The following is a 26,605-nucleotide window of genomic DNA, read 5'->3' as shown; positions in this document are numbered from 1 at the left end:
CTTTTTGTTAAAATAAATATAATAAAATTGTGGGTGGGTGGGAGGAAGTTTCCCACCCAATTTTCACACAAAATATTCTCTATTTTTTAACCTCATAGTCTGCATCGATGGTGTCATCATCCTCCGGGTCTTGACTTGTTTGACCTTGAGCATCTTGTTCTTGTTGTTGAGCTTGTTCTTGTTGGGCTTGTTGATATATTGCAGCTCCAACTTCTTGAACAGCTTTAGTCAATTCTTCAGTTTTATTTTTGATGGCTTCCAGATCATCTCCACCTATAACTTCTCGGAGTTCTTTGATGAGTCCTTCGATCTTTGTTTTCTGATCAGGTTCGACCTTCTCTGCCAGTTCATCCAGGGTTTTTTCAGCTGTATAAATCATTGAATCAGCATTATTTCGGATTTCAACTTCTTCTTGACGTTTTTTATCCTCTTCAGCGTGCTGTTCAGCTTCTTTGATTTTTTGGTCAATTTCATCCTCGGATAATTTGTTTGGGGCAGTGATGGTTATGGCTTGTTCTTTACCGGTACCCATGTCCTTTGCTGACACGTTAAGTATTCCGTTAGCATCAATATCAAAAGTAACCTCTATTTGTGGCATTCCACGGGGAGCGGGAGGGATTCCAACTAATTGGAACCTGCCCAGGGTGGTGTTTCCAGTGGCCACAGTTCTTTCACCTTGTAACACGTGGATATCAACTGAAGTCTGGTTATCAGCAGCAGTAGTGAATACTTGGCTCTTTTTAGTGGGTATAGTGGTGTTTCTTTCAATTAATTTGGTGAAAACCCCTCCTAATGTTTCAATACCTAGAGATAAGGGTGTTACATCAAGCAAAACCAAGTCTTTGATTTCTCCAGCTAGTACTCCTCCTTGAATTGCCGCTCCTACAGATACACATTCCATAGGATCGATTCCACGTTCAACTGGTTTTCCAATGTAGTTTTCCACAAATTTTTGTACAATGGGCATTCTGGTTGGACCTCCAACCAGAATAATTTTGTCCACATCGTTTTTGGTCATTTTTGCATCTTTTAATGCCTGTTCCATTGGTCCTGAGCATTTTTTGATGATGGAATCTACTAATTCTTCCAGTTTAGCCCTTGTTAAGGTATGGGTTAAATGTTTTGGTCCGTCTTGGGTAGCAGTGATGAAAGGTAGGTTTATTTCAGTGTTTAAAGTTGTAGAAAGTTCTATCTTTGCTTTTTCAGCAGCTTCTCTGAGTCTCTGAACAGCTTGATCATCATTCATTAGATCCACGCCAGTGTCTTTTTTGAACTCACCTGCTAAGTAGTTCATCACAGCGGCGTCCATGTCAGTTCCTCCGAGTTTAGTGTCCCCACTGGTGGATTTTACTTCGAAAACTCCTCCTCCGAACTCCATAATAGTTACATCAAGGGTTCCGCCACCAAAGTCGAATACCATTATTTCTAGTTCATCGTCACCTGATTTATCTATACCATAAGCCAGACTGGCGGCAGTGGGTTCATTTACTAACCTAACAACGTCTAATCCGGCTATGGTTCCAGCATCTTTAGTGGCTGTTCTCTGGTTGTCATCGAAGTAGGCTGGCACGGTTATAACTGCTTTTTTAACTTCTTCTCCTAAAAAGGCTTCCGCATCCTTTTTAATCTTTTGAAGGATAAAGGCCGATATTTCTTGAGGTGTGTATTGTTTTCCAGCTATGTCGACCTTATAATTAGTACCCATTTGTCTTTTAATCGCAGTAATAGTTTTTTCAGGGTTGGTTACTGCTTGTCTTCTGGCTGGTTCTCCAACTAAGCGCTGACCATCATCTGCGAAGGCCACATAACTGGGAAAAGATTTACCATATTGGGTAGCTCCTTCTGCACTGGGGATAATGGTTGGTTTACCTCCGATTAATACTGCAGCAGCAGAATTACTAGTTCCTAAGTCAATTCCTATTATTTTTTCTGTTTTAGCCATATAAAATCACCTTTTACTTGCATTATGCATTATTTTTCTTACAAACTTGAACTTTAGAATATTTTATAACCTTAGAATTTAATTTATAGCCTTTACAGAGTTCTTTGATTATTTCTCCGTTTTTAAAATCTTCATGATCCTCTGTTAGCAGTGCTTCGTGTTTGAATGGGTCAAATTTCTCGCCTTTGGTAGGAATTTCTTCAAGGCCTTCTTTTTCTAAGATTTTTTTGAGATTTTGATAGATAATCTCCACTCCTTCTTGGAGTTCATCAGATTCACCAGATTTTAATGCACGTTCTAAGTCTTCATAAGTATCTATAATTTTAATTATGAGTTCTTCATTGGCATATCTGATGTGATCCGTCAATTCTTTTTCAGTTCTTTTTTTATAGTTTTCAAAATCAGCTTGAAGCCTTAAAAATTGTTCTTCCTTATTTTTGATTTCTTGGTCTTTTTCGATGATTTTTTCTTCCTTCTCCTTAATTTCATCATTTTTTTCCTGGATTTCTGACTCTAATTTTTTCAAATCATCCTTTAATTTCTTAATTTCTTTTTTGTAACTCATTTATTCACCTTTAAGGGAGGGGTGGGAAGATTTGTAACTCTAGCATTATAGTAACTTAGGGTAATATAAACCTTCACAAAACTGGTTATAGTAACCAAAAGTTATATAAATTATTAGTAACTTAAGGTTATATAAACCTTTCTGAAAATAATGATTATAATAACAAATTGTTATAATAATTTTGCATTGCCTTAGTGTAATGTTTTTTCATGAATTAGATAACTTAAAGGCAAAGCAATCTAAATTTTTTTAGATAGGCAAATGTTACATACTATTAAAGATAAACAGGAATATAATAGTAATTAGTAATTATTTGAATTATAAAGTATATAAAAGTGGATAAAAATGGATTTAGAGTTACTGCTGGACGTCATGGGATGCAAAACTCGAAGGAACATATTGGACCTTTTACGTGAAGAGCCCCGTTTTGTCAGTCAGATATCCAGAGAATTAGAAATTGGTCAAAAAGCCATAATCGAACATTTACGTGCAATGGAAGAAGCAGGCCTTCTTAGTTCCAAATTTCAGAAAATTGAACGTGGAAGACCTAGAAAATACTATGATATTTCCAATGATGTAGAATTTCAGATCTTCATCAGTCAAGGCACAATAAGGGTCAAATCACCGGGTCATGAATTCCAAGAATTGCAAATGTTGGAAGAACAGTCTCGCATTGGGGATGATGTTTCATCAGAATTGGAAGAACTCATTCGAAATTACGATGAAGCCAAAAAACACGCAGAAATTCTTTTAAAACAGGTTAATGAACGGAAACGAGCTTTAAAAATTCGTTCTTTAAACTTACCAGTGATGTTTGCTGAGGAGGAACCCCCAAAATAAAGTATATTTTTATTCCTGTAATTTGTTCAATTGTTGTTTTGTTAACATTTGAAATACCATGATTTGATCATGAATTATTTCAATTTTTCATTGAATTTCAGGGCAGCAACCACTGCTTGACCCAGTGAAACAGAACCGTCCCCTGCACAACTATTTCTATGTTGAAGGAATCGAAAACCAGCATTTTCCACAACATTTTTTATAGTCATGCTAATGGCTTCATTGTAGAAAACCCCTCCAGAACCACCAATGTTATTTATACCTATTTTATCGGCGGCTAAAATTGCAAGTTCAGCTAAGCCTTCTGAAACAGCACGCTGAGCCGAACATGCTAAATCTTTAACATTTTCTCCTTCCAATTTTTTCTCTAAAACTGATAAAAGAATTTTAGAAGTATCCAAAACATCCATACCATCTTGTTGAGTTATTTCGACAGGTATATCGAAACGATCTTCACCATAGTAAGCTGCAGATTCCAGTTTCATGGCACATTCGCCTTCATAAGTTCTTTCTCCACAAATTTCTAGAGACGCAGCAAGAGCATCGAGCACTCGCCCAGTACTAGTGGTGCTTGTTAAGTTGAAATTCCTTTTTAGTTGATCGACCACTATTTCCACCTCTTTGATACCATGCGGGAAATAATTAAGATAATCACTCTTCATAAGTTCCAAGAGTTCATCTTCCTCATAATAATGGTAAAGCATAGCCATCATCATTCTAGCAGGGTAACGTGTGGTCAAATCTCCTCCAGGCATGTAATGTGGCATTAAACTTCCAATTCGTTCGTATTCTGTTCTGTTAGAATATAATATCTCCCCTCCCCAAGCATTTCCATCAGCACCATAACCTACACCATCGGCTGCTATACAAATAAGTTCTTCCACTCCCCAATCAAGAGATAGAGCAGCAGCATGAGCATGATGATGTTGAACCTTCCAAACAGGGCATTGAAACTTTTCACCAAATTCTTGCGCCAATTTCGTGGTAAAAAATTGAGGATGTAGGTCACAAGTCACAACATCAACATTGTCTGTCCTTGTGATGCCCATCATATATTCTATAGCTTTTTGTAGATAAAGGAAGGTTTCATATTTAGTGGTATCTCCGATATGCTGAGAAACATAGCATTTTCCTTCCTTGAGGAGAGAAAAAGTCACATCAATTTCAGGTCCAAGGGCCAGAACATTCAAATCGGTGTTGATCTTAGAAAAATCATAAGGTTCAGGCACGTAACCCCTCGAACGACGTATAAATGCCAAATCACCCCCACGAAACCTTACAACACTATCATCACATCGGTTGATAATCTTGCGGTTGTGCAAGAGGAAATAATCAGCAACACCTTCCAGTTTACTTAATATTTCCTTGTTCTTAGTTAACATAGGCTCACCAGGCATGTTAGCAGAGGTCATTATGTAAGCTGGTGAGTCCGTGTAAGTGAATAAAAGATGATGTAAGGCAGAGTACGGGAGCATAACTCCTAAATTATGAAGTTCTGGTGCAACTTGGGGGGATAAATAATAATCTTTATTTTTTTTCAGAATAACAATGGGTCTGTTATTTGATAGGAGGATATCCTCTTCATAATCTGTAACTTCAGCGAAACTTCGTATTGTTTTAATATTTGGAGACATACAAGCGAATGGTTGATTCATCCTACCCAGTTTATCACGCATATTGATGAGCGGAAGATCATCAAGGGTGTTTGCCACCAAATGTGTGCCACCAATACCCTTCATTGCCAATATATATCCTTCATCAAGAAGGTTTGCTGCTTCTTTGATTGGATTATCTGAATTTATCTTCTCTTCACCATAAAGGGAAACTTCAGGTCCGCAGATCGGGCAACAAGATGCTTCAGCATGGTAACGCCGGTCTTCAGGGTCTTCATATTCTTTTTTACAATCAGAACACAGGGGAAATACATCCATGGATGTACGTTCACGATCATAAGGAACTGAACTGATCACCGTAAAACGAGGGCCACAATCAGTACAAGCAATGAACGGATATTGAAAACGCCGATCTCCATTTTTCATAACTTCATCCAAGCAACTATTGCAAGTGGCAATATCTGGAGGTATTACAGAAGATCCAGAAAAGTTGGAAGAGCTTTCTAATATCTGAAAACTATTAAACCTTGACGAACTACCATCATCCAGCCAATCTATTTTTACAGAATCAACTTTGGATATAGGTGGTTTTTTAGTTTTAATTTCATTTGAAAAACTTTTAATATTATCTTCACTTCCCTCAACTATTATTTCAACCACATTACCTAAGTTCCGCACGTATCCGTTTAGTTTTCTAGCATTAGCTAACCTGTAAACATTAGGTCGGAATCCAACTCCCTGTACTATTCCTTGGACAAGTATACGTGCTTTTTTCAATTTCATACCTCTAATTTTGTCATTTTTTAATTATGAAACATAGTTTTTCTAGGATATTAATTATTATGTAGGGATGAAAAATATGAATTTACAATTGAGATCATAGAATTGTTTTTAATACTCCCGCTTAATATATAAGATTGATAGGTAGAGATAGTATGAAGAAAATACTCCAAGAACTGATTAATGGCAAAATATCGGTAGAAACAGCTGAAAAAATGCTTAAAACCATGCAGATTGCTGAATTGGAGGATTTTGCTAAATTAGACGCTGCACGCGATCTTCGCACTGGATTCCCAGAAGCTATTTTTGCCGAAGGTAAGGATGATCAGGAACTGGTGAAGATCATCAAAGACTGTGCAAATAGGGGAAGAGTTCTGGTAACTCGATTGGGAGAGGATCGGTACTTAAAAATCAAAGAAGAAATAAATAATCTTTTAAAAAAAGGTTTTCAAGTTGAATACAATAATAAAGCACGAATTTTGCTCATTAAAGATGGCGAAATAGAAAAGCGGGGAAAGATAGGGATCATCACCGCCGGCACATCTGACGTTCCCGTGGCAGAAGAGGCACGTATAGTGGCAGAAGAGGCAGGTTGTGATGTTTTAGTATCTTATGATGTGGGAGTGGCGGGGATTCATCGTTTATTCTCACAAATCAGGCGAATGATTGAAAAAGATGTAAAAGCCATTATTGTCGTGGCGGGAATGGAAGGAGCATTACCATCAGTGGTTGCTGGGCTGGTGGATGTTCCAGTTATAGGTGTTCCTACATCTGTGGGATATGGGGTGGGAACAGGCGGTTTTGCGGCCCTTAATGCCATGTTGCAATCTTGTGCACCTGGAATTGCAGTGGTAAATATTGACAATGGTTTTGGAGCAGCTGTTTTCGCTGCCACAATTGTTAAACAACTTTAAAAACCAATTTTATTGATTATTTTAGCATTCATCTGATGAAAAAAGTATTTATGACCAAGATAAAAATTAACAATAAGGCATACCATTTTTCGTTTTGAAGGTTTAATCTATTGGTATCCAAGAACCATTGCAATAAAATGGATAATAACACAGTTAATAGGATTGCAAAACCTATCCCGGCAAAAACATCTGAAATATAATGAACTCCTACTAAAACCCGGCTAAATGACAGTGTTATTGCAAAAATTAATAATAAGGATGATAAAACTACTTTTTTCCAATTTCTCCTGAAGTTTTCATCATTACTTAAAAAACATATCATTAGTGGCAAAGTGACTGCAAACGATTCAAATGAATGTCCTGAAGGAAAAGAAAATCCGGTTACATGGTATAAACTGTTAATATCAGAATAAGCTACCCATGGTCGTGGAATTGCAAATAAATCTTTCATGACAGGGTCAACAATGGGAGTTCCAATTCCAGTGACCAAAATGGATAAAAATAGCACCAAACGATAAGGTTTTAATTTATTAACCTTGAATGACATGATATAAACTACTATAATGGGGAATAAAACAATATATAACATATACAATGTAAAATTGTACCAGAACCATGCAAATGATGCATTGGTACGCAGCGCATTGAAACTAGCCACTAAATGGTAATTAAAACCTGGAATAAAATAGGTGATTAAGGCGGAAACCAATAAAATAGCTGCCAATAAAATCAAAATCAGCTTCTTTTGACTTCCAAACTCGAATAATTTCATTTCAGAAGTTTGTGTAGTAAGGTCCATTTTATATCCTGATTGGTTTCTTATTATGGTAGGTTTAAATTATTTAACATCAAAACATACTAATTTTTCCAATTCTCTTCAGATTGGCAGTATTTTTTCCCCCATTCGCACAAAGAATCAAATATTGGTAATACAGATTCTCCTTTGGAAGTTAGTGAGTATTCGACCTTAGGAGGAACTTCAGGGTAAACCTTCCTGTTTATTATCCTGTCTTTTTCCAACTCTCTAAGGGTTTTTGTTAACATTCTCTGAGTTATATCTGGTATTTTCTTATTTATCTCATTAAATCGAAGAGTACCATCTTTTAATGAACATATTACTAATGATTTCCATTTTCCACCTATTTCATTAATGGCAACTTCTACTGAACAGATATACTCATGATTTTTGCCATTTTTTGCCATTTGATCCTCCTTTTATTTCAAGACATCAGGTTCATGTATAATATTTACGAATGGCTAAATAAATGCTATACCTTATGATACTAAGTATACTTTATGTAAGTATATATGATCAATGTCAGTACTTACTATAAATACTATTAGTTACTTTTATATATTGTTGAACTTATCGAGGTGAAAAAAATGGAAGCAAAATTTGATTTACAACATTTCTGCTGCGGTCCTAAAGGCTGTCAAATAGAAATAGAATACGGCGAAATGATGGATGCAGAATAAATAGAGATTTTTTTTATTTCAATTAATTATTTTTTTTATTCCATTACTTTAAATGATTAACATTTTTTAGTAATATATGGTCACTAAAGCTTGAAATTCTATTATTTTCTTTTTAAAAAAGGAGTTTGTAAAGTTGTTGGGTCCTAAAACAGCAGCGAACATCATTACAACTAATTCGTTGGATAATGTTTTTAGGGAGCTGAATCATTATCTTTGAGTTTTTTTTATTATAAATCTTTCAGTTTTTCATTCCATATGGGCAAATATAAACACATAAACCGCAAACTTCCCATTTCGCCTCTTCATGAAGATATTTTTCACATTTACTGGCATCATAACGTGTTTCTCGAGGTTCATCCTCCTTGAAGGGCGTACCAGTGAAGGCAGAAACCGGGCAAATATCCACACATTCTGTACAGTTACCACACTTTTCATCTTGGGAGGTTCCAGTAACATTAAGGGGAGCATCGGTAAGTATGGTTATCCAACGTACCCTTGGGCCTGCTTCAGGTGTGATCAACATACAATTTCCCAATCCATCCATGACCAGCCAAATGAGCGGCTAATTTGTGGGAAAAAACTGCACAGATACGTTCATCATCATAACGTTCCGATGATGGGATAGGGAGAGCTTTGTAACCATTATTCTGGATCTGACTACTTATCCTGGATGCAAGAAGGTCTAACCTTCGGTTAATGATATCGTATCCATGATGGCGGTAATTAACTGCCACAGCCCGTTCTTCCCGTTGGGGGAGTTGGTCTACAATACTATCAATAATTCGTATTCCTAATGAAATAGCCCGGAGATAGGAAGCAACTTCATTTCCACCTTGTTCTTTAATAAAACCATGGGCCGATGATAGATCGGCCACTCCAAAATAATCTGCTCCTTCATCCAAGGCAGTTTTTCTAAATTCTTTGTTCAAATCCATAAAAAACACCTTAAATATTATCAATCCTAGAACTATCCATTTCCATCGACGATGGGCATGATTTAAACCCGTTTTCCATATAAAACAACGAAATTGTAGTATTTATAATAAACATCCACATCTACAAAACCGATTTCTTCCAACCATTTGAAATTATCTGCCAATGATGCTGGTTTATCCAGTTCCATTCGATCCAATATGATGGTTTTCTCTGATTTGGATAAAGCACTCATATCTATTTTGTTTAACCAATTCCGATAGTACTCCTTCTCATTGGCAGGGTAGGGTCCCCTAACCTGATCGGCATTGATGAAAACACCTCCCGGATTCAGATGTTGGTAGACTTTTTCATACAGTAACCTCTTATCGGGGTGTTCTAGGTGGTGAATGGAAAGGGAAGAAACCACAATATCAAAAAATCCTTCTAAATCTTGTTTCAAGTAGTCTGCAACCACGTAATGAAAGTTCGAAGAATTTTCGAACCGAGTCCTGGCAATGTTTAACATTTCTTCTGACAAATCAAGAAGGACGAAATCACCCAGGGGGTATTTATTATGAAGATAAGATGTTAAAAGTCCAGTTCCAGCACCAAGATCAAGTATTTTAGGCTTGAGGATGTTTAAATTGGCCAGATCAGATGTGACCTGGTAAAGATCTTCCAGACAGGGAATAACATGTTTTCGTTGCTGGTCATATTCTTCAGCACCCTGACTGAACTTTTCTTTCAACAAATCATGATGATTTTTTTCTTCCAATTAATACTCACTCCTAAAATTTTAATCATAAATCATGGTTAGCCTCTGTTTTCTTCAAGAGAGATTTTTTTCGTTCTTGAAAAGTGAAATTTTCATCATGATCTTTAAAATCCGATTCCTGCCTTTGGTGATGTTCATTAAGTTTTTCCCACATTGGCTGAATTAAATCCAGATTCAAATGGTCGGTTTCAATAATTTTTATAATCTTCATTCTATGACCTTAAACTTTCTATACACTGATTTGATTTGTATAGGAAATAAATGGGTATAGATTTCATATAGTAGGGAGTGTTTGAAAATGAGTGTTAAATGTAGTAAATTTTCAGCACTAAGTGGTATGAGTACTGTTACCTCTGAGAATAATTTCTGCACTGTCCTAAAATTAGCTTTTTTTTAGCAAGTTAATCATGCACCTTGCCATGATCATGAAAAAATCCCCCACTTGTAAAGATTTTCCTATTGATTATTTTCCATATTTTTTTCAATGATCACCATGATAAACTGCATAAAACCCATCAGTATCGGCATAAACTGGTTTAAAACCGAAGTCTTCTGCTTTTACCATGGTTTTTTTAATGTAATCCCTTCCCCACGCGGTAATCGCATCAGCACATTCCAAACGGTACCATCTGAAACGTGAATAACCATAAACTCCATACATGGAATTGGCCAGTCGTTTAAGTGCTTCCTGCTGCACATTGAGAAATTTTTTCTCCTCTTCATCGGAAGATTCTTTCATCATGGTCTTAAGACGCACTCTCTCACGGAGAATATTGCCTATGATTGATGGAACAAAACCAGCAGGCCCTTTAAGAAACATGTATCTTTTTTCAGGAGAGATGTGACATTTTTCATCGTCACATTCAGTCACCAGAGTATCAGGTGAGACATTTTTTGAAATGATAATGCTCGGGTAAAGACTCCTGAAATCGAAGTAAACAATGTTTTCATGCAATCCTTTAACTGGGTCTTTAACATACCCTCCTGAGGCTCTTTTTCCTCTTCGGTTGGAGTATTGTGATGAAGATGGTTTATTAGGTACTATTTCACCTTGTTCATAGGCTTTGCGGATAAGATACCACTCTACTAATTGACCAGTCGCCATGCGAGCAACATCAAAAAATGGTTGTCCAACTATTCTGGTTAACTCCAAAGTCAAAGGTAACATTTTTTCCCCAATTTCTGTGACAGTTACTGCATCATCCAATGAGTACTTAAACAATGTATCTAGTTTTTCGCCTCCTTCACTCCAGTAGCAGTGTATTTCATCACCAGGAATATCCTGTTTTTCCTGATCAAAAAGTTCTAAATAGACTCTTTCCAAGGTGTAACGATCCAATTGCAGATAACGACGCATTATAAGGTAAAGATCAACATGAACTCGTCCTTTTACCAGCGCAGCATTAGCAAAACCTTTTTTCATAAATTTTAATTGTGAACCATCAGTTCCCAAGTTTAATGGAATGTTCAAAAGTTCTGCCCGATCTTTTATGTAGGGGAAATCAAAATTGTCAGAATTGTAACCAATGAGAAGGTCAGGATCTTCTTTTTGTATGATTTCAACAAATCTTTCAATAATTTCGGATTCGTTTTTAACAGTTTCCACAAAATCAAGACTTGATCTTTCGGTGGATATTACTTTTTGAAGTCCTTGGTTACTGGAAAGGCTGATCATAATTATAGGGTCTTTTTCTGATTTGGGCATTCCTTTTGGGTTGTAAACTTCAATATCCAGGCTTAAAATATTAAGATTAGGAAAATCAGAACTAATCGGCCGAATTTCACCTTGTAACTTGAATAATTTGGTTTGACAATTATTGCTGATTTCATTTATATCTAAGGGATTGGTGGTTTTTCCTTCTACTTCCACCTCTGCCATGGGAAACAATCCTTTATCTATAAGATATCTCCGGTAAAATGGTATATCATGTTCTCGTATTTCTTTAACGCTTGATAAGTCTCTTATTTTATCTCTTAATTTAGGAACATCTTGTGGATGATTGAAAGTCACTTTTATGAAATATTTTTCTTTAGCTAAATCTTTCATTTTCACCTTTTCAACTTTCACTACATTCAATTCTTCTATTTGCTCCTGACACTCTTCTATGTCTCGGGGGACTACGTAGATGTAAGGTTGGAATCCATCATCAAGGACGATAATTGATTCATTTGCATCGTTTTTTTCTCTTCCAAAGAGCCTTATAATTGCTTTTTCGCCCCGGGTGACGTAGTCGATATCCAGGAGCACCATTCTTTTGGTTTCCATACGCTCTTAATTTATATTAATCGGAGTATAAAATAATTGTTTAATGAAGATTTTTGGATTTTAAATCTTAAAAATTCTTGATGTATATGAATGTGAATAAAATTAAAATTTGTGTTTAAAAATTGAATTTAGGTTTTTTAATCTTCTAAAAAGTATTAACAATCATATTATACTTTCCAATTACTATTTTTTTTTAAATGAGTTATCAATACAATAGTATGTGAAGAGGTAATACAATATTTATAACTTAGCCATATATTGCAAGTGTAAATATTGTCAGTGTTTAACAATAAAAGGTTTAATCAGATTAATTGGGTTTTGATAAAAGACATCATCAAAATACAATAATAACACATCGCCAGGAGGTTCAGTTCAATGGAATTTCAAAGAATGGATTTAGAGAAACATGATTCTAACAAGGTTTCAGAGATAATTTATGAAGCTGATGCCAATACCTTCAATTTTTTCTTTGGAAATAAGAAAAATGCATCCGAAAAAATTGAAAAACTGGTGAATGCAGGCGATAATAATCTGGGATACCAACAGACGCACGTTGTAACCAATGAAGGAAATCACATTTTAGGGGTAATGGTATATGCAACAAGGGTTAGGAATGATAAAATCAGGCAATCAAAGGTTATTTTAAAGAATTTTAACATTATCGATTCGTTAAAGTTCATCATGATTGAGATACTTGATGGAATTTTCCTTTCGGATATTAAGGAGGATGATTATTATTTTGCCATTGTAGCTGTTGACGAAGACTCAAGGGGGCAGGGAATAGGTTCTTTAATTATTAAAGAGGGTATTAAATTGGCCAGGAAACAAGGATGTAAAAGAGTGGTTTTAGATGTTGACATTGAAAATAAAGGTGCTTTAAGGTTTTATGAAAAATTAGGATTTACAATATTTAATACAAAGAGTATTTCAATTTTTAGATGGGAAGAAGGGGTTTACAACATGGAATATTTATTGAATGATTAAGAAGATTTTTTCACCAGTTAATGGAAAGTGTCTCTATTAAGTTGTGGTTTTGCTTTTACATTTTAATTTCGCCGAGTAACTTGAAAACGTCTTTTTGTTTTAAGAATAAGGATTTAATCGGCCTTTAATATGCGGCAAGTTTCTCAATAATAATTAGTTCACACACTATTTTTTAAGAGCAGTATTTACATAAAGATGCAAAAAACAAGTGTATAGAATTCCAAAATCAATCTTATCTGAAGAATGGAAACAACAATGAAATAGATGGATAATGGAATCAAGTTGGAACAAGGATACCCACATGGATATTTTCATAGCCATTATATGTAATTATTTAATAATAGGAATTAATAACTTATGGGTATTCACTAATCATCTCGAATTAGTTATTACACTAGTGAAATAGATACAATATGATGCCATAAATATTTTTTAAGAAGGGGGACTTAAGGTGAAGATAGGAATAATTGTGCATTCACAAACAAATAATACCTATTCTGTTGCTGTAAAACTTCAGAAAAAACTTCAAAAAGATGGAAACGAAGTTAATATTAAAACAGTGGATATGGTGGGGGGTAATAAACCTCAAAGTGAGGATATACAAATTGAAAACCCTCCAGATGTAACTGTATATGATGGTCTAATTTTTGGCTCTCCTGTACATGCATTTTCACTGGCACCGGCAATGAAAATTTATCTGGAACAAATTCCATCTCTGCATGATAAAAAAGTCGCATTATATGTTACTAAGGCATTACCTCTCAAATTCACAGGTGGAACCCGTGCCATTGGTCAAATGGAAAAAATTTGCCAATCTAAGGGTGGAAATATTATGGGAACTGATATTGTCGTATGGCGAGGGGATATTGATAAAAAAATCAATGAACTGACCCAAAAATTCAGTTTAATCTTCGAATTATAAAATCATCTAATATAGAACCGAATATGAAAACAGAGATTTATTATTTTTCAGGCACAGGAAACTCTCTAGTTGTTGCCAAAGACATTGCTAGAAGAACTAATGGAAAATTAATTTCAATCCCAACAATGATGGACAATTATACCATTCAAATAGATGCAGATATAATTGGGATTGTTTTTCCTACTTATTATGAACCATATGGTGGAGTTCCGCTCATAGTAAGAAAATTTGCCCGTAAACTTGAAAAAATTAATTCAAAGTATCTTTTTGCCATCTGCACATATGGGAGTGGTTCTTTCAAAGCTATTAACTGTTTGGAAGAAATTATCGAATCTCAAGGAGGCAAACTTACAGCAGGATTCACCGTTAACATGCCTAATAACATGGCTGGACCATCCCTTAACAATTCTAAAAAACAGGAAAAAATGTTCCATGTTTGGGAAGAAAACATTGATTATATAAGTGCCCAGATATGCGCCCGAAAGAAAGTCAGATTCCACACACCAAATGTACTGGCTGGAAAAACATTTGGACTCATCAGATTTATTGTCAGCCCGTTTATTTTTCTTTTCAAACCTCTAACTTTAAGCCATTTGAAACGATACTCAAATTCAGAGAACATGGGCTATGAGGAAATGTTACCATATATGGATAGAAGTTTTAGTACCAATGAAAAATGTGATGGATGCGGAAATTGTGCCAAAATATGTCCAGTGAATAATATAGAAATAGTTGAAAATAGACCTAAATGGCTGCACAATTGTGAATTTTGTCTGGCTTGTTTTCACTGGTGTCATAAAATGGCTATAGGCAGTATTGAACTAAAAAATACCATAAGATATCATCATCCTAATGTTAAACTGTCAGAAATGATGATGAAGTAAAGATAATGATTTTATGATATATTTATATGATGAATAAAAATGATATTAAAAATAACTCTTCAATGACAAATTTATTGATAATTAAATTTTACAGAATTGATTATGATAGAATTTGTAGGAGTTCATCATGAAAAAAGTGTTCTTGTGGTGGTTAATTGCAGGGAGTAAGGGTGGAGAAAACCGTGCCCGGATAATAATTGAACTAAAAACTAGACCATACAATGCCAATAAACTTGCTGAAAGACTATCTCTCGATTATAAGACAATTAGGCACCATATTGATGTTTTAGATGAGAATAATATAGTTGAATCAACTGGCGAAAAATATGGTGCATTGTATTTCCTTTCAAATGAGATGGAAGATGTTTACGACACTTTTCTAGATATTTGGGAAGAATTTAAAAAAAGTGATGAATAAATACACGGAAAAGAAGGTATAAAACATGTTAATGTTACTCGCTGTGTTCGGACTGTCAAATTTAATACCTAATTTATTTGCATTGGTTAAATCTTCGGCTTTAATAACTAGTATTGCCAACATCATTCTTTTAATTGGAATGCTCTATGTGTACTTAGAAAGACACTTGAAAATCAAATCCAAATTTACCACAGCACTGGTTTTATTTTCACTACTTTTCCTTGCACAGAACATATTATTTTCAGTTTATTTCGTATACAATCTTCCTGAAACAATAATCAACGCTATTTTGCCTTTAATATTTTTAGGACTAGAATTTGCCGCATTAACTCTTCTCTTGATGATAACAAGGGAATAATTATTCATTTTTTCTATTTTTAAATCTCTTTTTCCAGGGGTGGTTTAATTTTAAGGTTTTAAAATAGGGATGAATTTGGAGGGAAAAAAGAGGAAAAGTTGATTAAATTATGGAAAAATTACTTTTAAGTGTTTAAACTAGAATTAAGTAAAGGTTTAGGACTTAAAAAAATCAAAGATTCCTTAACTAATGTTTAAGTAAAAATCATTTTTTTAGTTAAAAATCAGAAATGGAGGTTTAAAACATGGTAGATGTTAAAGAAATTAAATCATTAAAACTGACACCGTTCACCAAGATGTCAGCTTCAATATATGGGATTTTAGGCTTTATCGGTGCTATTGTGATGCTGATAGTCCTCATTATCGTGCAAACAACGGGAATTATCCCTCAATTAGGGCATTTTAACTTGATAACAGGATTAGGAGTGCCTTTAATTATTTTAATTCCAATAGGAACATTCTTCGGTATGATAATCGGAAGTTTTTTTTCTGCATTGCTTTATAACATACTGGTACCAAGACTTGGTGGTGTTAAGTTAGAATTAGAAGGTAATGAAGTGGAAAAAATTCAAGTAATTCCATTTTCTCTGATATTATCTGCTATCGAAGCAATATGGGCATTTATCACCGGATTAGTTCTGGCAGCAGTATTATCGCCCCTGTTATCATTTATAGGTGCAATTGCCACCATGCCAGAGGCAGCCAATATAACAAATAATATAACTCATGTAACTGGAACTACCGTATCCACAGGAGCGCAAATAGGAACAGCAGGGTTAATTTTATCTCTGGTTTTAATCATTGGGCTGCCTGTGATGGTATTTGTGTTTGGATTCATCTGGAATTCTTTGTTGGCAATATTCTATAACTACATAGTTTCTAAAGTAGCTAAGATCCAGCTTGAGTTTGTTCAAATTACTGGAAGTTTGTTTGAACTTAAACACATACCTGTCTTACCAACTGCCCTAGCTGTAGCACTAATCTTCACATTATTAGGGCTCATATCTGGTATTCTGTCCCAAAACTATGGAGAATTCATATCTAACTTTATCATTTACTTCATAGAAACCGCACTAATTGCAATTCTATACAATTTCTTGGCACCCAAGATTGGTACTATCAAATTGAATTTGGAATAAAAAATGGGATACAGATATTATTGGAAGTAGTAATGTGGATGGATAGGTATTCCAAAGATTTTAAAAAGTTGAAGAAGTTGTTGAACCCACTTCTATCGCCCTAAAGTCTTGGTAAAATTTCACCCCTCTAATGTGCTACACAGTTACATGGCACGGGGGGTAGAAACCTTTCCTTTCCATTGGTTAGGAAGGTTTGTAACCTAAAAAAAATATTTCAATCAACTAACTTTTTTAAAATATGTTAACTAATCTGCTCATTATTGTCTACCAGAATAGTCTATAGTATGCAACGATGTAATATCAAAAGTTAGAGCATAAAATGAAATCATGTATTAATTCTTATAAGTGCATAAATGTTCTTAATGAGATATAAAGGACATAACTACCTATTAAAATTAATCCTTCTTTTCTGGAAAGCTTATTTCCCCTGTAAAGTAGTAATAAGAGCAATATAGTAATTAAAATAAGAGCAGGGCCATCATAGGTTATGACAAATTGATCTACTGGAACAGTTGCCAATATGGCAGGCACACCTAGACCAATCATAATGTTGAATATATTGCTGCCTAAAACTGTTCCTAAAGCTAGATTATCTAGTCCTTTTCTTGCTGAAGTTATTACAGTGAAAAATTCTGGACTGGTTGTTCCAAATGCTAAAATTATTCCTGCAAACATTGCCGGTATGCAGAAAATTGCAGAAAGCTCTACAGCACAGTAAACAATAATGTGACAACCCACAGCTAATCCTATAACTCCTAATAATGCGTATAAAACTGTTTTTGCTATATTTAGTGATGGTTTGTGAGTTTTTTTCTTTTCAGGTTCTTGTTGACGGTTTTCCTTTTTTTGACCTTCAATAAGGAAATAGGTATAAATCCCATAAGCTGTTAAAAGTACTAAACCTGCAATAATATTTATTTCGTGAAAAATTACTAGGAATGCTAATAAAATCACTGCAGTGCCCAGAGCCATTAAACCGTCTCTTTTTATAGTAACCTTTTGAGATAGTATGGGACCGGTTACAAGAGCAGTAATACCCAAAATTCCGCCAATATTCCACATATTGGCTCCAATCACTGTTCCTACGCCCACATCAGGGTTTCCAGTTAAAATAGCTATCATGGCTGAACCAAACTCAGGTAAGGAAGTACCAATTGCCGAGGCAGTCACACCCAAAACCACGTCTGATACACCAAAAAATGTTCCTAAATCTGATAAATTATTAACAAAAATATCTGCTGCCTTTAAGACACCTAAAATTGATAAAACTAACAAAATGATAAGAACTATCCACATGTTTTTCACTTGAACAAAATTATGTTATGATTCATTGTCTGGAACATCTATTTATACATTGGCTTTTTTTAGGTTATTAATGGTTTGATATCTTCATATTCGAGCTATCTGGGGAATATTAGTAATAAAATTACCCAAAAAATCTTCAGATTCTTAAATTAATTCAAAAACTAGTTTTGAAGCATTTCAATCACCAGTTGGCTTAGAAATTAAGTAATATGTAATTTATTTGGCATGAAGATAGATGATGGTTTTTTTTTAAATCTGTGAACACTCATTTTTTTGTAAAATAAACAATCATAGAAAATTTCCTTGATTAGTATATCATTCGAATGTATTGGTGATTTTTTAAGATTATATAGTTTTTTTTGGGGGGTTTCCATGGAAACAATAATACCTCGATTATTAATAAATATTCAAGGAAAAAAACAATTTAGGAGTTTTTGATTATGAGTAGATGGTACAAAGAACTGTTCACAAATTATGCTGATAAATACGAAGATGAATCATTTACCCAGGGAACCATTGGGGAAGTTGATTTTATAGAAAAAGAAATTCATTGGAATAAAAATTGTAAAATACTTGATGTGGGCTGTGGAACTGGCCGTCACGTAATTGAACTCACCAAACGAGGTTATTCCGTAACCGGTATTGATCTATCTGAAAACATGCTAAAAAAAGCCCGTAAAAATGCTTGCAATGCAGGATTTGAGATAGATTTCAGGCAAGCTGATGCCAGAAATCTATCATTCCAAGGAGAATTTGGCTTGGTTATAATGATCTGTGAAGGGGCCTTCCCTCTCATGGAAACTGATGAAATGAACTTCAATATCTTGGAAAGTGCTGCACGATCACTTAATAAAAAGGGTAAATTAATCTTAACTACCCTTAATGGTCTGTTTCCATTATTTCATTCTGTTAAAGATTTCATAAACTCTGATTCCACATCTCAAACCAACAAAAATAACACATTTGACCTCATGACCTTCCGAGACATATATCAGTTGGAAATAGAAGGGGATGATGGTTGTAAAATGAATTTAAACTGCAACGAACGATATTATGTTCCATCAGAAATTAATTGGCTCCTAAAATCAATTGGTTTTAAAAAAATTGATATTTATGGATGCCAAATTGGTGCGTTCAGCAGAGACGTTCCATTAACAACTGAAAATTATGAAATGTTGGTTATCGCTGAGTTTTAAAGATTTTTTTTATTTTTAAACTTGTTTTTTATATTTTTTTGGGTCTAATGGTTTACTATTAAATGTCCATAACTATATATAGTACCTTGCATTATACAGTACCTTGTAAGATATAGTGATCATTATGAACACACAATTTAAAAAAGGAGTACTTGAACTATGTGTTTTGGTACTACTAGATAGAAAAGACTGCTATGGTTACGAAATGGTGGATGAAATCTCAAAAACTATTTCAATTTCGGAAGGAACAATTTATCCTCTTCTAAAAAGGTTAAAAAAGGAAAACATGGTTATTTCATACTTAAAGGAATCACAAGATGGCCCTCCAAGAAAATATTACAAGATCACAGTCATTGGAAAAGATAGGAAGAAAAATCTGGTGGAAGAATGGGGTCAATTTTCAATGGGTGTAAATAATCTAATTCATGAGAAAATCAATAATTCAGGGGATATAAATGATGAATAAGGATGAATATATTGAAAAACTCAGTAAACTCCTTAAAAAACTGCCAAAAGAGGAAAGGGAAGACATATTATGGGATTATGAAGAACACTTTATGATTGGTCTGGAAAAGGGTAGGTCTGAGGAAGAAATTTCAAAAGCTTTAGGAAATCCCAAAACACTTGCAAAACAGATCAAAACCGAGTACATGGTTAAAATAGCTGAAGATAAACAGTCTGCCAGCAGTATGTTTGAAGCAATATTATCTGCGGCTGGACTTGGAATTTTTAATTTAATATTTGTAGCAGTACCTGCCCTGATTTTAATTGCCATTTTACTAACCTTTTTTGTTTTGAGTGGGGCAATGGTCTTTGGCGGCATCTACATAACCCTGGCCTCTTGTTTACAGCCAGTTTTACCTCAGTACCATTTTAATATTCTAATAGGCGATGGCTGGTTGAATATTTTAGGAGGAATACTGGTTGGTATTTGTTTAACCATTTTAGGCCTTGCATTTTTAGCAGGATTGTATTTTGTCACTCGATGGTTGTATGGATTGGCTATTAGATATTTAAAATTAAATTTAGAGATAATTAAAGGACGCAGATAAAGTTTTCGAACATTAAGTAGGGGGTTAGTATTAATGAAAAAAATTCTTTGGTCGCTACTAGCAGGAACTAAAGGAGGGACGAATCGTGCTAGAATCATTGCAATTTTACGAGACAGACCTTATAATGCTAATCAGCTTGCTGAAAAACTTTCTCTTAATTATAAAACAATAAAATACCATATTGAAGTTTTAGAGAAAAATGATATAGTTACACCCACACATAAAGGATATGGTGCATTGTATTTCCTTTCAGATAGAATGGAAAAAAATTTCACTACTTTTATGCAGATTTTGGCAGATTTTGGTAGTTCTGACTCTGAAATTTATTATATAGAAGACAAAATTATCGACAAGGTTCCTGTGGAATTAATCAATTAATAAGCTTTTTTAACTCAATTACTTTAAATTTACTTATCCTAACCTATTTTTATTTATAAATATACTATTTTTCTGATTAAAGATTATTTTTTCTGCAATATATTTTTTTTATCAGATTTTAAAATCGTTTTTTTTTCCAGTGATCTTTTTTAATTTTGGGTGAATTTGGGTGTAATTTGTGGGGAAATAAGAGATAATTGGAATAAAAAATGGGGAAATTGTGGGGAAATTTTGGAAAAAACTATTTTTAAGGGTTTAATCTAACATTTGATTACAAATAACATGAATTAGTAAAAAGGAGGTAGTTAAAAAGTTTTTGGGAAAATGAAAAATCAAGATGTTCCAATGAAAGAGGGGATCTAGGAAAATGATTAATCATCAAATCCTATTATACCGTCTCAAAATCCCTTCTAGAGGAACATTTAGATTTAATAATTAAAAGTAATTTTAAATGTGAATTTAATTATTAAAATAAGAAAAAATATAACTTTGAAATAATTTTCAAGATTATTAATTGAAATGGAATAATACAACCGCATTTTAATAATAAAATGGATTGTATTCAACTAAAAATATTTTAATTCAAAATTAGGTGATTATTATGTCGTTTATAAAACTCATGGCTAAAAATCCATTTAGGAATCGGGCCCGTTTAGCCTTATCCGTGATAGGAATTGCTATTGGTATAGCCACTATTGTGGCTTTGGGAATGGTGACTGATGGACTTAAATTAAGTGTTGAAGAGCAGTTAAAGACGGGTGGGGCTGATTTTGTTGTTGTGAAAAACACCACCTCTGAATCATCATCAGGATCAGAAACTATTAATGAAAAACGAGTGGATGAAATCAGCAAGATGAATGGAGTTAAACAAGCAGCAGGTGTTTCCACTAGTAGAATGATAGTAAGTGGCGATCAACTAAATCTGGCTGGTGTAAATTCCAAGGATCTGAATTTATTAGGGGCTAAGATAACACAAGGCAAAGCATTTTCAGCAGACGATAAAAACGAATTGATATTGGGCAAATTAGCTTCAGATAAGCTAAAAAAGAAAGCTGGAGACACAGTAACCCTTAATGGAAATAAATACACAATAACTGGCATATTTGAAACGGGTAATGTCAATTTGGACTCTATAGGTGCGTTACCATTGAAAAAACTCCAAAAAATGGACGAAGAAGAGGGAAAAGTATACATGATTTATGTAAAGATCAAATCTGGTCAAGATTTAAAAACAATTTCTAAATCAGTAGAAAAAGCTTATCCTGGTGAATTAACATCATTAGCATCACTTGAAGATTATCAAAAGGCTGATAATAGTTTAAAAAATATCGAAACAGCAACAATGGCAATATCTTTACTTGCAATTATTGTTGGCGGAATTGGAATAATAAATACCATGATAATGTCTGTATTCGAGAGAACTCGAGAAATTGGGGTTTTAAAATCAGTAGGATGGAAAAGTCGCAGGATATTGGGAATGATTCTGGGAGAATCCATAGTATTAACTCTAATTGCAGGTATGGTGGGAATAATACTTGGATTTACTGGAATCGAAGTGATTATGAAGTTTTCTGAAATTCCAATACCCTTAGCTTTCACTCCAGCCCTTGCTTTAAAAGCACTGGGAATTGCAATCCTGGTAGGCATAATTGGGGGTTTATATCCTGCAATTAGAGCTAGTAGATTAGCTCCAACGGAGGCGTTGCGCTATGAATAATGGAAATATTGTAGAAATAAACAATCTAAAGAAAGGATTTGATAAAGGGAGAATCAAAGCTTTAAATGGAATTGATCTTCAAATTAGGAAAGGAGAATTTGTATCCATAATCGGGCCTTCTGGTTCTGGGAAATCCACCCTTTTAAACATGATCGGAGCCTTAGACACGGCTGATGAGGGGTTAATTAGAGTTGCTGGAAATGATATAAGTCAAAAAAATGATTTAAGTGATTTTCGCTCAAAAGAAATTGGATTTATCTTCCAATTACACAACCTCATCCCTAACTTGAGTGTTTTGGAAAATGTTATGATTCCCATGTATGGAAATGGATATAACAGTAAACAAATGAGCGTAAGGGCTATGAATCTCTTAAAATATGTAAACTTACAAGATAAAGCCACAAGAAAACCCACTGAACTTTCAGGTGGTGAGAGACAAAGGGTGGCAATTGCTCGTGCCCTAGCCAACAAACCCTCAATTGTTTTGGCAGATGAGCCTACCGGTTCTTTGGACTCTAAAAATGGTAAAATGATCCTTAAACGTCTCAAAGAATTACATGAAAAGGAAAATGTCACTTTGATCATGGTGACTCATGATTTGAACGTGGCTTCCATGGCTGAGAGGACCATTAAGGTTTTGGACGGAAAAATCCAAACCTAATTTATTTTTTATGAAGCAATAATACACAAACTGGATTAACCTCAGATGATTATTAATCTTCTCTCATTTTTTTTAGAATTGAATTTGTCAATTTATCATTTTTTTTGAGAACTACTTGGAATAAGGCAAGATAAAGTTTTAGAAATGGTTCAAATTAACTATGTTGAAAAACATATTTAACAACCAATATATTTGTTGATTGAACATCATAACAGGGGAATCAAAATTATAGATATAAGAAAAGCTAGAATTAGGGACAGAAAAATGACCTACAATTGGCTTTATTACTCAGACTTTTCTGACTATTTAAATGACTTAGGAGGAATTAGCAAAGAAGCCATTCCTTCTTACGAATATTATAAAAAAGAAGAATACATGGATTTCTATTTTGATGATTCTCAACCAGACAAGGGACGAGCATACATTATTGTTTGTAAAAAAAATGGAAAAATTGAGGATATTGGGATTATATCCTACACATCGTTTCATTTACTTGATAAAATCACTGAATTTGACATTTGGCTTAAAAAACTCAGTTTAACTGGACAGGGTTATGGGACAAAGGCTTTATTAAGGCTTGTTGAAACTGTCAGGGATCTTGGATACGAAAAAGTAATTATTCGCCCATCAAAACATAATAAAAGAGCTATTAAATCATACCAAAAGGCTGGATTTATCCAAGAAGAATTAGAACCTAAAAATTATTATCTAAGCGAATATTTACCTAAATACAGTGATGGAGATTATGAATCCGGTGGAGATGTGTTTATGGTTCTGAAACTATAATTGTTTTAAATCCTCCCTTTCTTAAATAAATGCGTTCAGTGAATGTTTGGTTTAAAAGGTTGGATTTGATATAAAATTAAGAATTTCACGGAAAATGGACGAAAAAAACTGTTTTTATCAGTGGAATGGGATTCTGGTAATTATCCGTCCTCAAAAAGGTAATAATGTATTTGATGCCCATTGCATGGGTGAATAAAAATTAGTTTTCCCAACTCATGAAGAAGGGGGATGAAGATTATCCTCCTATTTCTATCCATCCAGTTAGGAGTGGTACCTTTACAATGATCAGTTCTCAAACTGTTGAAGAATCCTACAGAAATATTCCAACAGCATTAGCTTTTTAATTAGCTAAAATCGTCCTTTGAAGATTCATTTCAGCATCGTCATATTATTATATACATAATTATAGAGTAATAAGCAGAATAAAGAATTGAGGGGAGGGATTTTTGTGGATAAAAATTTACTTTTTATTTTGGGAATTTCCATAATAATTATTGTTATTTTTGCTTCAGGATGCACACAGGATAACAATCAGATTAATAATCAACCCACAAGCCACTCTAATAGTTTTAAGATTACCAGCAGTGCATTTACTCAGGGTGGTCAGATTCCTCAAAAATACACTGCTGATGGTGAGGATATATCTCCACCTCTCACTTGGACTGGAGCACCATCAAATACTGAAAGTTTCACTATAACTTGTGAAGATCCCGATGCATCTGGACTTGATGATGGTGCATTCTTCCACTGGATAATCTTTAACATACCTGGAAACGTTACTCGGTTAGCTGAGGGCATACCCAACCAGAAGATATTGGATAATGGTGCAAAACAGGGAATTAATGATATGGATACTATAGGATACTCCGGACCATCACCGCCAAGCGGAACACATAGGTATGTGTTTAAAATCTATGCACTAGATGTATTGCTTAAATTAGAATCTGGTGCAACTAAACAACAAGTGAATGAAGCAATACAAGGGCACGTGCTTGTTAAGGCTAAAATAACAGGTAAATATGGGAAATAAATGTATTTAGACTAAATTAATTGTTTAAACTTATATTTCCATCCATTTTTTTAAACAATCCCCCCAATTCAATGTACACAAGTGTTCTATAAAGTTTTAAATAGTGCTCTTATTTTAGTAGTATAGGATGTATGATGAGTAAATGAGTTATTTCATTTTTTTCTCACATCTCATATAGGGGTTAAACAATATGCGAAATGATTATGTTCACGGATACTCAGAAAGGGAAGCAATCAGACTGGTTGATCAGGCAAAGACACTGTCTGCTCTCATGCATCATGATACTTGTTATCCTTCCGGAAGTCTGGTGTTGGAGGCTGGTTGTGGGGTGGGAGCTCAAACCATCACTCTGGCTCGTAACAGCCCCCATGCCGAGATAACTTCACTGGACATATCAGAACCATCCCTCAATCATGCCCGGGCTTTAATCAATGAAGAAGGGATTTCAAATGTCAAATTTCAATTAGGGGATATTATGAACTTGCCATTTGAGGATGAGGCCTTTGACCATGTCTTCATTTGTTTTGTTCTAGAACATCTCCCTGACCCTGTTGGGGCTCTTTTAAGTTTAAAACGGGTTCTCAAAAAAGGAGGTTCCATAACAGTTATAGAAGGTGATCATGGGTCTTGTTACTTCCATCCTGAGACAAAAGAGGCCATCAAAGCATGGCAGTGCCTAATTAAAGTTCAAAATGACTTGAAATGCAATCCTTTAATGGGTCGGGAACTGTATCCATTGTTAACTGAAGCGGAATTTAAAAACATTAAAGTTGATCCCCGAATAGTATATGTTGACTCAAGCAAACCGGAACTAGTGGATGGATTTATTAAAAAGACCATAATTGCTATGGTACAAGGAGTAAAAGACCAAGCACTTGAATCAGATCTTATAGATATTGAAACATGGGAAAAAGGTATTCAAGGTTTGTATAAATCTGCAGAACCTTCCGGTACGTTCTTCTACAATTTTTTCAAGGGAATAGCCACAAAGTAGGAAGTTGATTTATTGATAGTTCAACAAGCAAATGTAGATGATGCTGAAGAAATTCTCGCCCTACAGAAGTTATGTTACCTAAGCGAGGCTGAAATATATTCTGATTATACTATTCCTCCCCTTATTGACACATTAGACATGATAAAAGATGCTTTTGGAAAATATTTCTTCCTGAAAGTCACTAAAAAAGGGAAAATTATTGGTTCAGTTCGAGGAAGAATTTCCAGTCCTGGCACTTGTTACATTGGAAGATTAATCGTACATCCAGATTTCCAGAACCAGGGTATTGGAACTAAATTGATGATTGAAATTGAGAAAATTTTCCATAAATGCCATAGATGGGAGCTTATGACTGGACAACTAAGCACTAAAAATATTAAACTTTATAAAAAATGTGGTTATGAAACATTTAAGACGGAAAAACTCACACCTCACTTAACTTTAGTTTTTATGGAAAAAATAAGGAAAAAACACATTAATATTGATTATAATACATTTTAATAAAAATGAAATTAAAAGGGAAAATAAAGGATAAAATTTAAGAGTGCTGATTTTTTTTAGGGGAACATGCTAAATTAGGGCATTTGGGGGAAAAAAGATAAATAATTTCCTGATGGGATGATAATAGTAATGTATTGGCATTGTTACTAGAGTAACCCCAGTTTCGTGTTGGGGGCCAAAAAAACGGAAATTTAG

Annotated in this window: 27 protein-coding genes and 1 pseudogene; 18 read left to right on the top strand and 10 right to left on the bottom strand. The window is 34.3% G+C overall.

Annotated features, from left to right (window positions below; all coding sequences use genetic code 11):
- Positions 1-79: 79 nt before the first annotated feature.
- Entirely contained in the window at positions 80-1,942 is a 1,863-nt protein-coding gene (gene dnaK / locus GXZ72_01680; GenBank protein HHT18263.1) for a molecular chaperone DnaK, read from the bottom strand.
- A 22-nt stretch (positions 1,943-1,964) separates the two neighbouring features.
- Positions 1,965-2,507, bottom strand: a complete 543-nt coding sequence (gene grpE, locus GXZ72_01675; GenBank protein HHT18262.1) for a nucleotide exchange factor GrpE — start codon at positions 2,505-2,507, stop codon at positions 1,965-1,967.
- Positions 2,508-2,852: 345 nt separating this feature from the next.
- On the opposite strand from grpE, the gene GXZ72_01670 reads away from it, so the two are divergent.
- The gene (locus GXZ72_01670; protein HHT18261.1) at positions 2,853-3,347 is read left to right on the top strand and encodes an ArsR family transcriptional regulator; all 495 of its coding nucleotides are present in this window, start codon (positions 2,853-2,855) and stop codon (positions 3,345-3,347) included.
- 74 nt (positions 3,348-3,421) lie between these two features.
- On the opposite strand, the gene hypF is transcribed toward GXZ72_01670, so the two are convergent.
- On the bottom strand, positions 3,422-5,737 hold the full coding sequence (gene hypF, locus GXZ72_01665; GenBank protein ID HHT18260.1) for a carbamoyltransferase HypF: 2,316 nt from the start codon (positions 5,735-5,737) through the stop codon (positions 3,422-3,424).
- Positions 5,738-5,895: 158 nt separating this feature from the next.
- Here hypF and larB point away from each other — a divergent pair, with 158 nt between their 5' ends.
- Entirely contained in the window at positions 5,896-6,654 is a 759-nt protein-coding gene (gene larB, locus GXZ72_01660) for a nickel pincer cofactor biosynthesis protein LarB (protein HHT18259.1), read from the top strand.
- A gap of 28 nt (positions 6,655-6,682) precedes the next feature.
- Here larB and GXZ72_01655 read toward each other — a convergent pair whose 3' ends face one another.
- The 6 genes and pseudogenes from GXZ72_01655 to GXZ72_01630 all read right to left on the bottom strand — a co-directional run bounded on the left by GXZ72_01655 (position 6,683) and on the right by GXZ72_01630 (position 12,086).
- Entirely contained in the window at positions 6,683-7,453 is a 771-nt protein-coding gene (locus GXZ72_01655) for a phosphatase PAP2 family protein (GenBank protein HHT18258.1), read from the bottom strand.
- Between the two features lie 59 nt (positions 7,454-7,512).
- Entirely contained in the window at positions 7,513-7,857 is a 345-nt protein-coding gene (locus GXZ72_01650) for a winged helix-turn-helix transcriptional regulator (protein HHT18257.1), read from the bottom strand.
- 511 nt (positions 7,858-8,368) lie between these two features.
- Positions 8,369-9,065, bottom strand: a pseudogene (locus GXZ72_01645) (epoxyqueuosine reductase).
- Positions 9,066-9,127: 62 nt separating this feature from the next.
- On the bottom strand, positions 9,128-9,820 hold the full coding sequence (locus GXZ72_01640; protein ID HHT18256.1) for a class I SAM-dependent methyltransferase: 693 nt from the start codon (positions 9,818-9,820) through the stop codon (positions 9,128-9,130).
- 25 nt (positions 9,821-9,845) lie between these two features.
- Positions 9,846-10,031: a hypothetical protein gene (locus tag GXZ72_01635; protein ID HHT18255.1), complete on the bottom strand. Its 186-nt coding sequence runs from the start codon at positions 10,029-10,031 to the stop codon at positions 9,846-9,848.
- 270 nt (positions 10,032-10,301) lie between these two features.
- The gene (locus GXZ72_01630; GenBank protein HHT18254.1) at positions 10,302-12,086 is read right to left on the bottom strand and encodes a DNA polymerase; all 1,785 of its coding nucleotides are present in this window, start codon (positions 12,084-12,086) and stop codon (positions 10,302-10,304) included.
- A 375-nt stretch (positions 12,087-12,461) separates the two neighbouring features.
- On the opposite strand from GXZ72_01630, the gene GXZ72_01625 reads away from it, so the two are divergent.
- The 6 genes from GXZ72_01625 (at position 12,462) to GXZ72_01600 (ending at position 16,790) form a co-directional block, all read left to right on the top strand.
- Positions 12,462-13,070 (top strand): GNAT family N-acetyltransferase, encoded by a 609-nt coding sequence (locus tag GXZ72_01625; protein HHT18253.1) that lies wholly within the window; start codon positions 12,462-12,464, stop codon positions 13,068-13,070.
- A 451-nt stretch (positions 13,071-13,521) separates the two neighbouring features.
- A complete protein-coding gene (locus GXZ72_01620; GenBank protein HHT18252.1) occupies positions 13,522-13,992 on the top strand; it encodes a flavodoxin in 471 nt (156 codons plus the stop codon).
- 23 nt (positions 13,993-14,015) lie between these two features.
- A complete protein-coding gene (locus GXZ72_01615) occupies positions 14,016-14,876 on the top strand; it encodes a 4Fe-4S binding protein (GenBank protein ID HHT18251.1) in 861 nt (286 codons plus the stop codon).
- Positions 14,877-15,003: 127 nt separating this feature from the next.
- The gene (locus GXZ72_01610; GenBank protein HHT18250.1) at positions 15,004-15,294 is read left to right on the top strand and encodes a winged helix-turn-helix transcriptional regulator; all 291 of its coding nucleotides are present in this window, start codon (positions 15,004-15,006) and stop codon (positions 15,292-15,294) included.
- Positions 15,295-15,319: 25 nt separating this feature from the next.
- On the top strand, positions 15,320-15,652 hold the full coding sequence (locus GXZ72_01605) for a hypothetical protein (protein ID HHT18249.1): 333 nt from the start codon (positions 15,320-15,322) through the stop codon (positions 15,650-15,652).
- A gap of 244 nt (positions 15,653-15,896) precedes the next feature.
- Complete coding sequence (locus GXZ72_01600; GenBank protein ID HHT18248.1) at positions 15,897-16,790, top strand: hypothetical protein; 894 nt, start codon at positions 15,897-15,899, stop codon at positions 16,788-16,790.
- 339 nt (positions 16,791-17,129) lie between these two features.
- On the opposite strand, the gene GXZ72_01595 is transcribed toward GXZ72_01600, so the two are convergent.
- Positions 17,130-18,086 carry a calcium/sodium antiporter gene (locus GXZ72_01595; protein ID HHT18247.1) on the bottom strand — a complete coding sequence of 319 codons (957 nt, stop codon included), beginning with the start codon at positions 18,084-18,086 and terminating at the stop codon, positions 17,130-17,132.
- Between the two features lie 446 nt (positions 18,087-18,532).
- Between GXZ72_01595 and GXZ72_01590 the strand changes: the two genes are divergently transcribed.
- The 10 genes from GXZ72_01590 to GXZ72_01545 all read left to right on the top strand — a co-directional run bounded on the left by GXZ72_01590 (position 18,533) and on the right by GXZ72_01545 (position 26,410).
- Positions 18,533-19,291 carry a class I SAM-dependent methyltransferase gene (locus GXZ72_01590; protein HHT18246.1) on the top strand — a complete coding sequence of 253 codons (759 nt, stop codon included), beginning with the start codon at positions 18,533-18,535 and terminating at the stop codon, positions 19,289-19,291.
- Between the two features lie 124 nt (positions 19,292-19,415).
- A complete protein-coding gene (locus tag GXZ72_01585) occupies positions 19,416-19,757 on the top strand; it encodes a PadR family transcriptional regulator (protein HHT18245.1) in 342 nt (113 codons plus the stop codon).
- Positions 19,750-20,343, top strand: a complete 594-nt coding sequence (locus GXZ72_01580; protein HHT18244.1) for a DUF1700 domain-containing protein — start codon at positions 19,750-19,752, stop codon at positions 20,341-20,343. The genes GXZ72_01585 and GXZ72_01580 overlap by 8 nt, the downstream gene beginning before the upstream one ends.
- A 33-nt stretch (positions 20,344-20,376) precedes the next feature.
- Complete coding sequence (locus GXZ72_01575) at positions 20,377-20,721, top strand: winged helix-turn-helix transcriptional regulator (GenBank protein ID HHT18243.1); 345 nt, start codon at positions 20,377-20,379, stop codon at positions 20,719-20,721.
- A gap of 601 nt (positions 20,722-21,322) precedes the next feature.
- On the top strand, positions 21,323-22,438 hold the full coding sequence (locus GXZ72_01570) for an ABC transporter permease (protein HHT18242.1): 1,116 nt from the start codon (positions 21,323-21,325) through the stop codon (positions 22,436-22,438).
- A complete protein-coding gene (locus GXZ72_01565) occupies positions 22,431-23,099 on the top strand; it encodes an ABC transporter ATP-binding protein (protein HHT18241.1) in 669 nt (222 codons plus the stop codon). Before GXZ72_01570 ends, GXZ72_01565 begins: the two co-directional genes overlap by 8 nt.
- A 195-nt stretch (positions 23,100-23,294) precedes the next feature.
- Positions 23,295-23,885, top strand: a complete 591-nt coding sequence (locus GXZ72_01560; protein ID HHT18240.1) for a GNAT family N-acetyltransferase — start codon at positions 23,295-23,297, stop codon at positions 23,883-23,885.
- Positions 23,886-24,420: 535 nt separating this feature from the next.
- Positions 24,421-24,915: a YbhB/YbcL family Raf kinase inhibitor-like protein gene (locus GXZ72_01555; GenBank protein ID HHT18239.1), complete on the top strand. Its 495-nt coding sequence runs from the start codon at positions 24,421-24,423 to the stop codon at positions 24,913-24,915.
- 190 nt (positions 24,916-25,105) lie between these two features.
- Entirely contained in the window at positions 25,106-25,909 is an 804-nt protein-coding gene (locus GXZ72_01550) for a methyltransferase domain-containing protein (protein HHT18238.1), read from the top strand.
- Between the two features lie 12 nt (positions 25,910-25,921).
- The gene (locus GXZ72_01545) at positions 25,922-26,410 is read left to right on the top strand and encodes a GNAT family N-acetyltransferase (GenBank protein HHT18237.1); all 489 of its coding nucleotides are present in this window, start codon (positions 25,922-25,924) and stop codon (positions 26,408-26,410) included.
- Positions 26,411-26,605: the final 195 nt, after the last annotated feature.

The organism is Methanobacterium sp., from assembly GCA_012838205.1.
Taxonomy (GTDB): domain Archaea; phylum Methanobacteriota; class Methanobacteria; order Methanobacteriales; family Methanobacteriaceae; genus Methanobacterium.
This window is presented reverse-complemented; position numbering and strand designations above follow the sequence as displayed.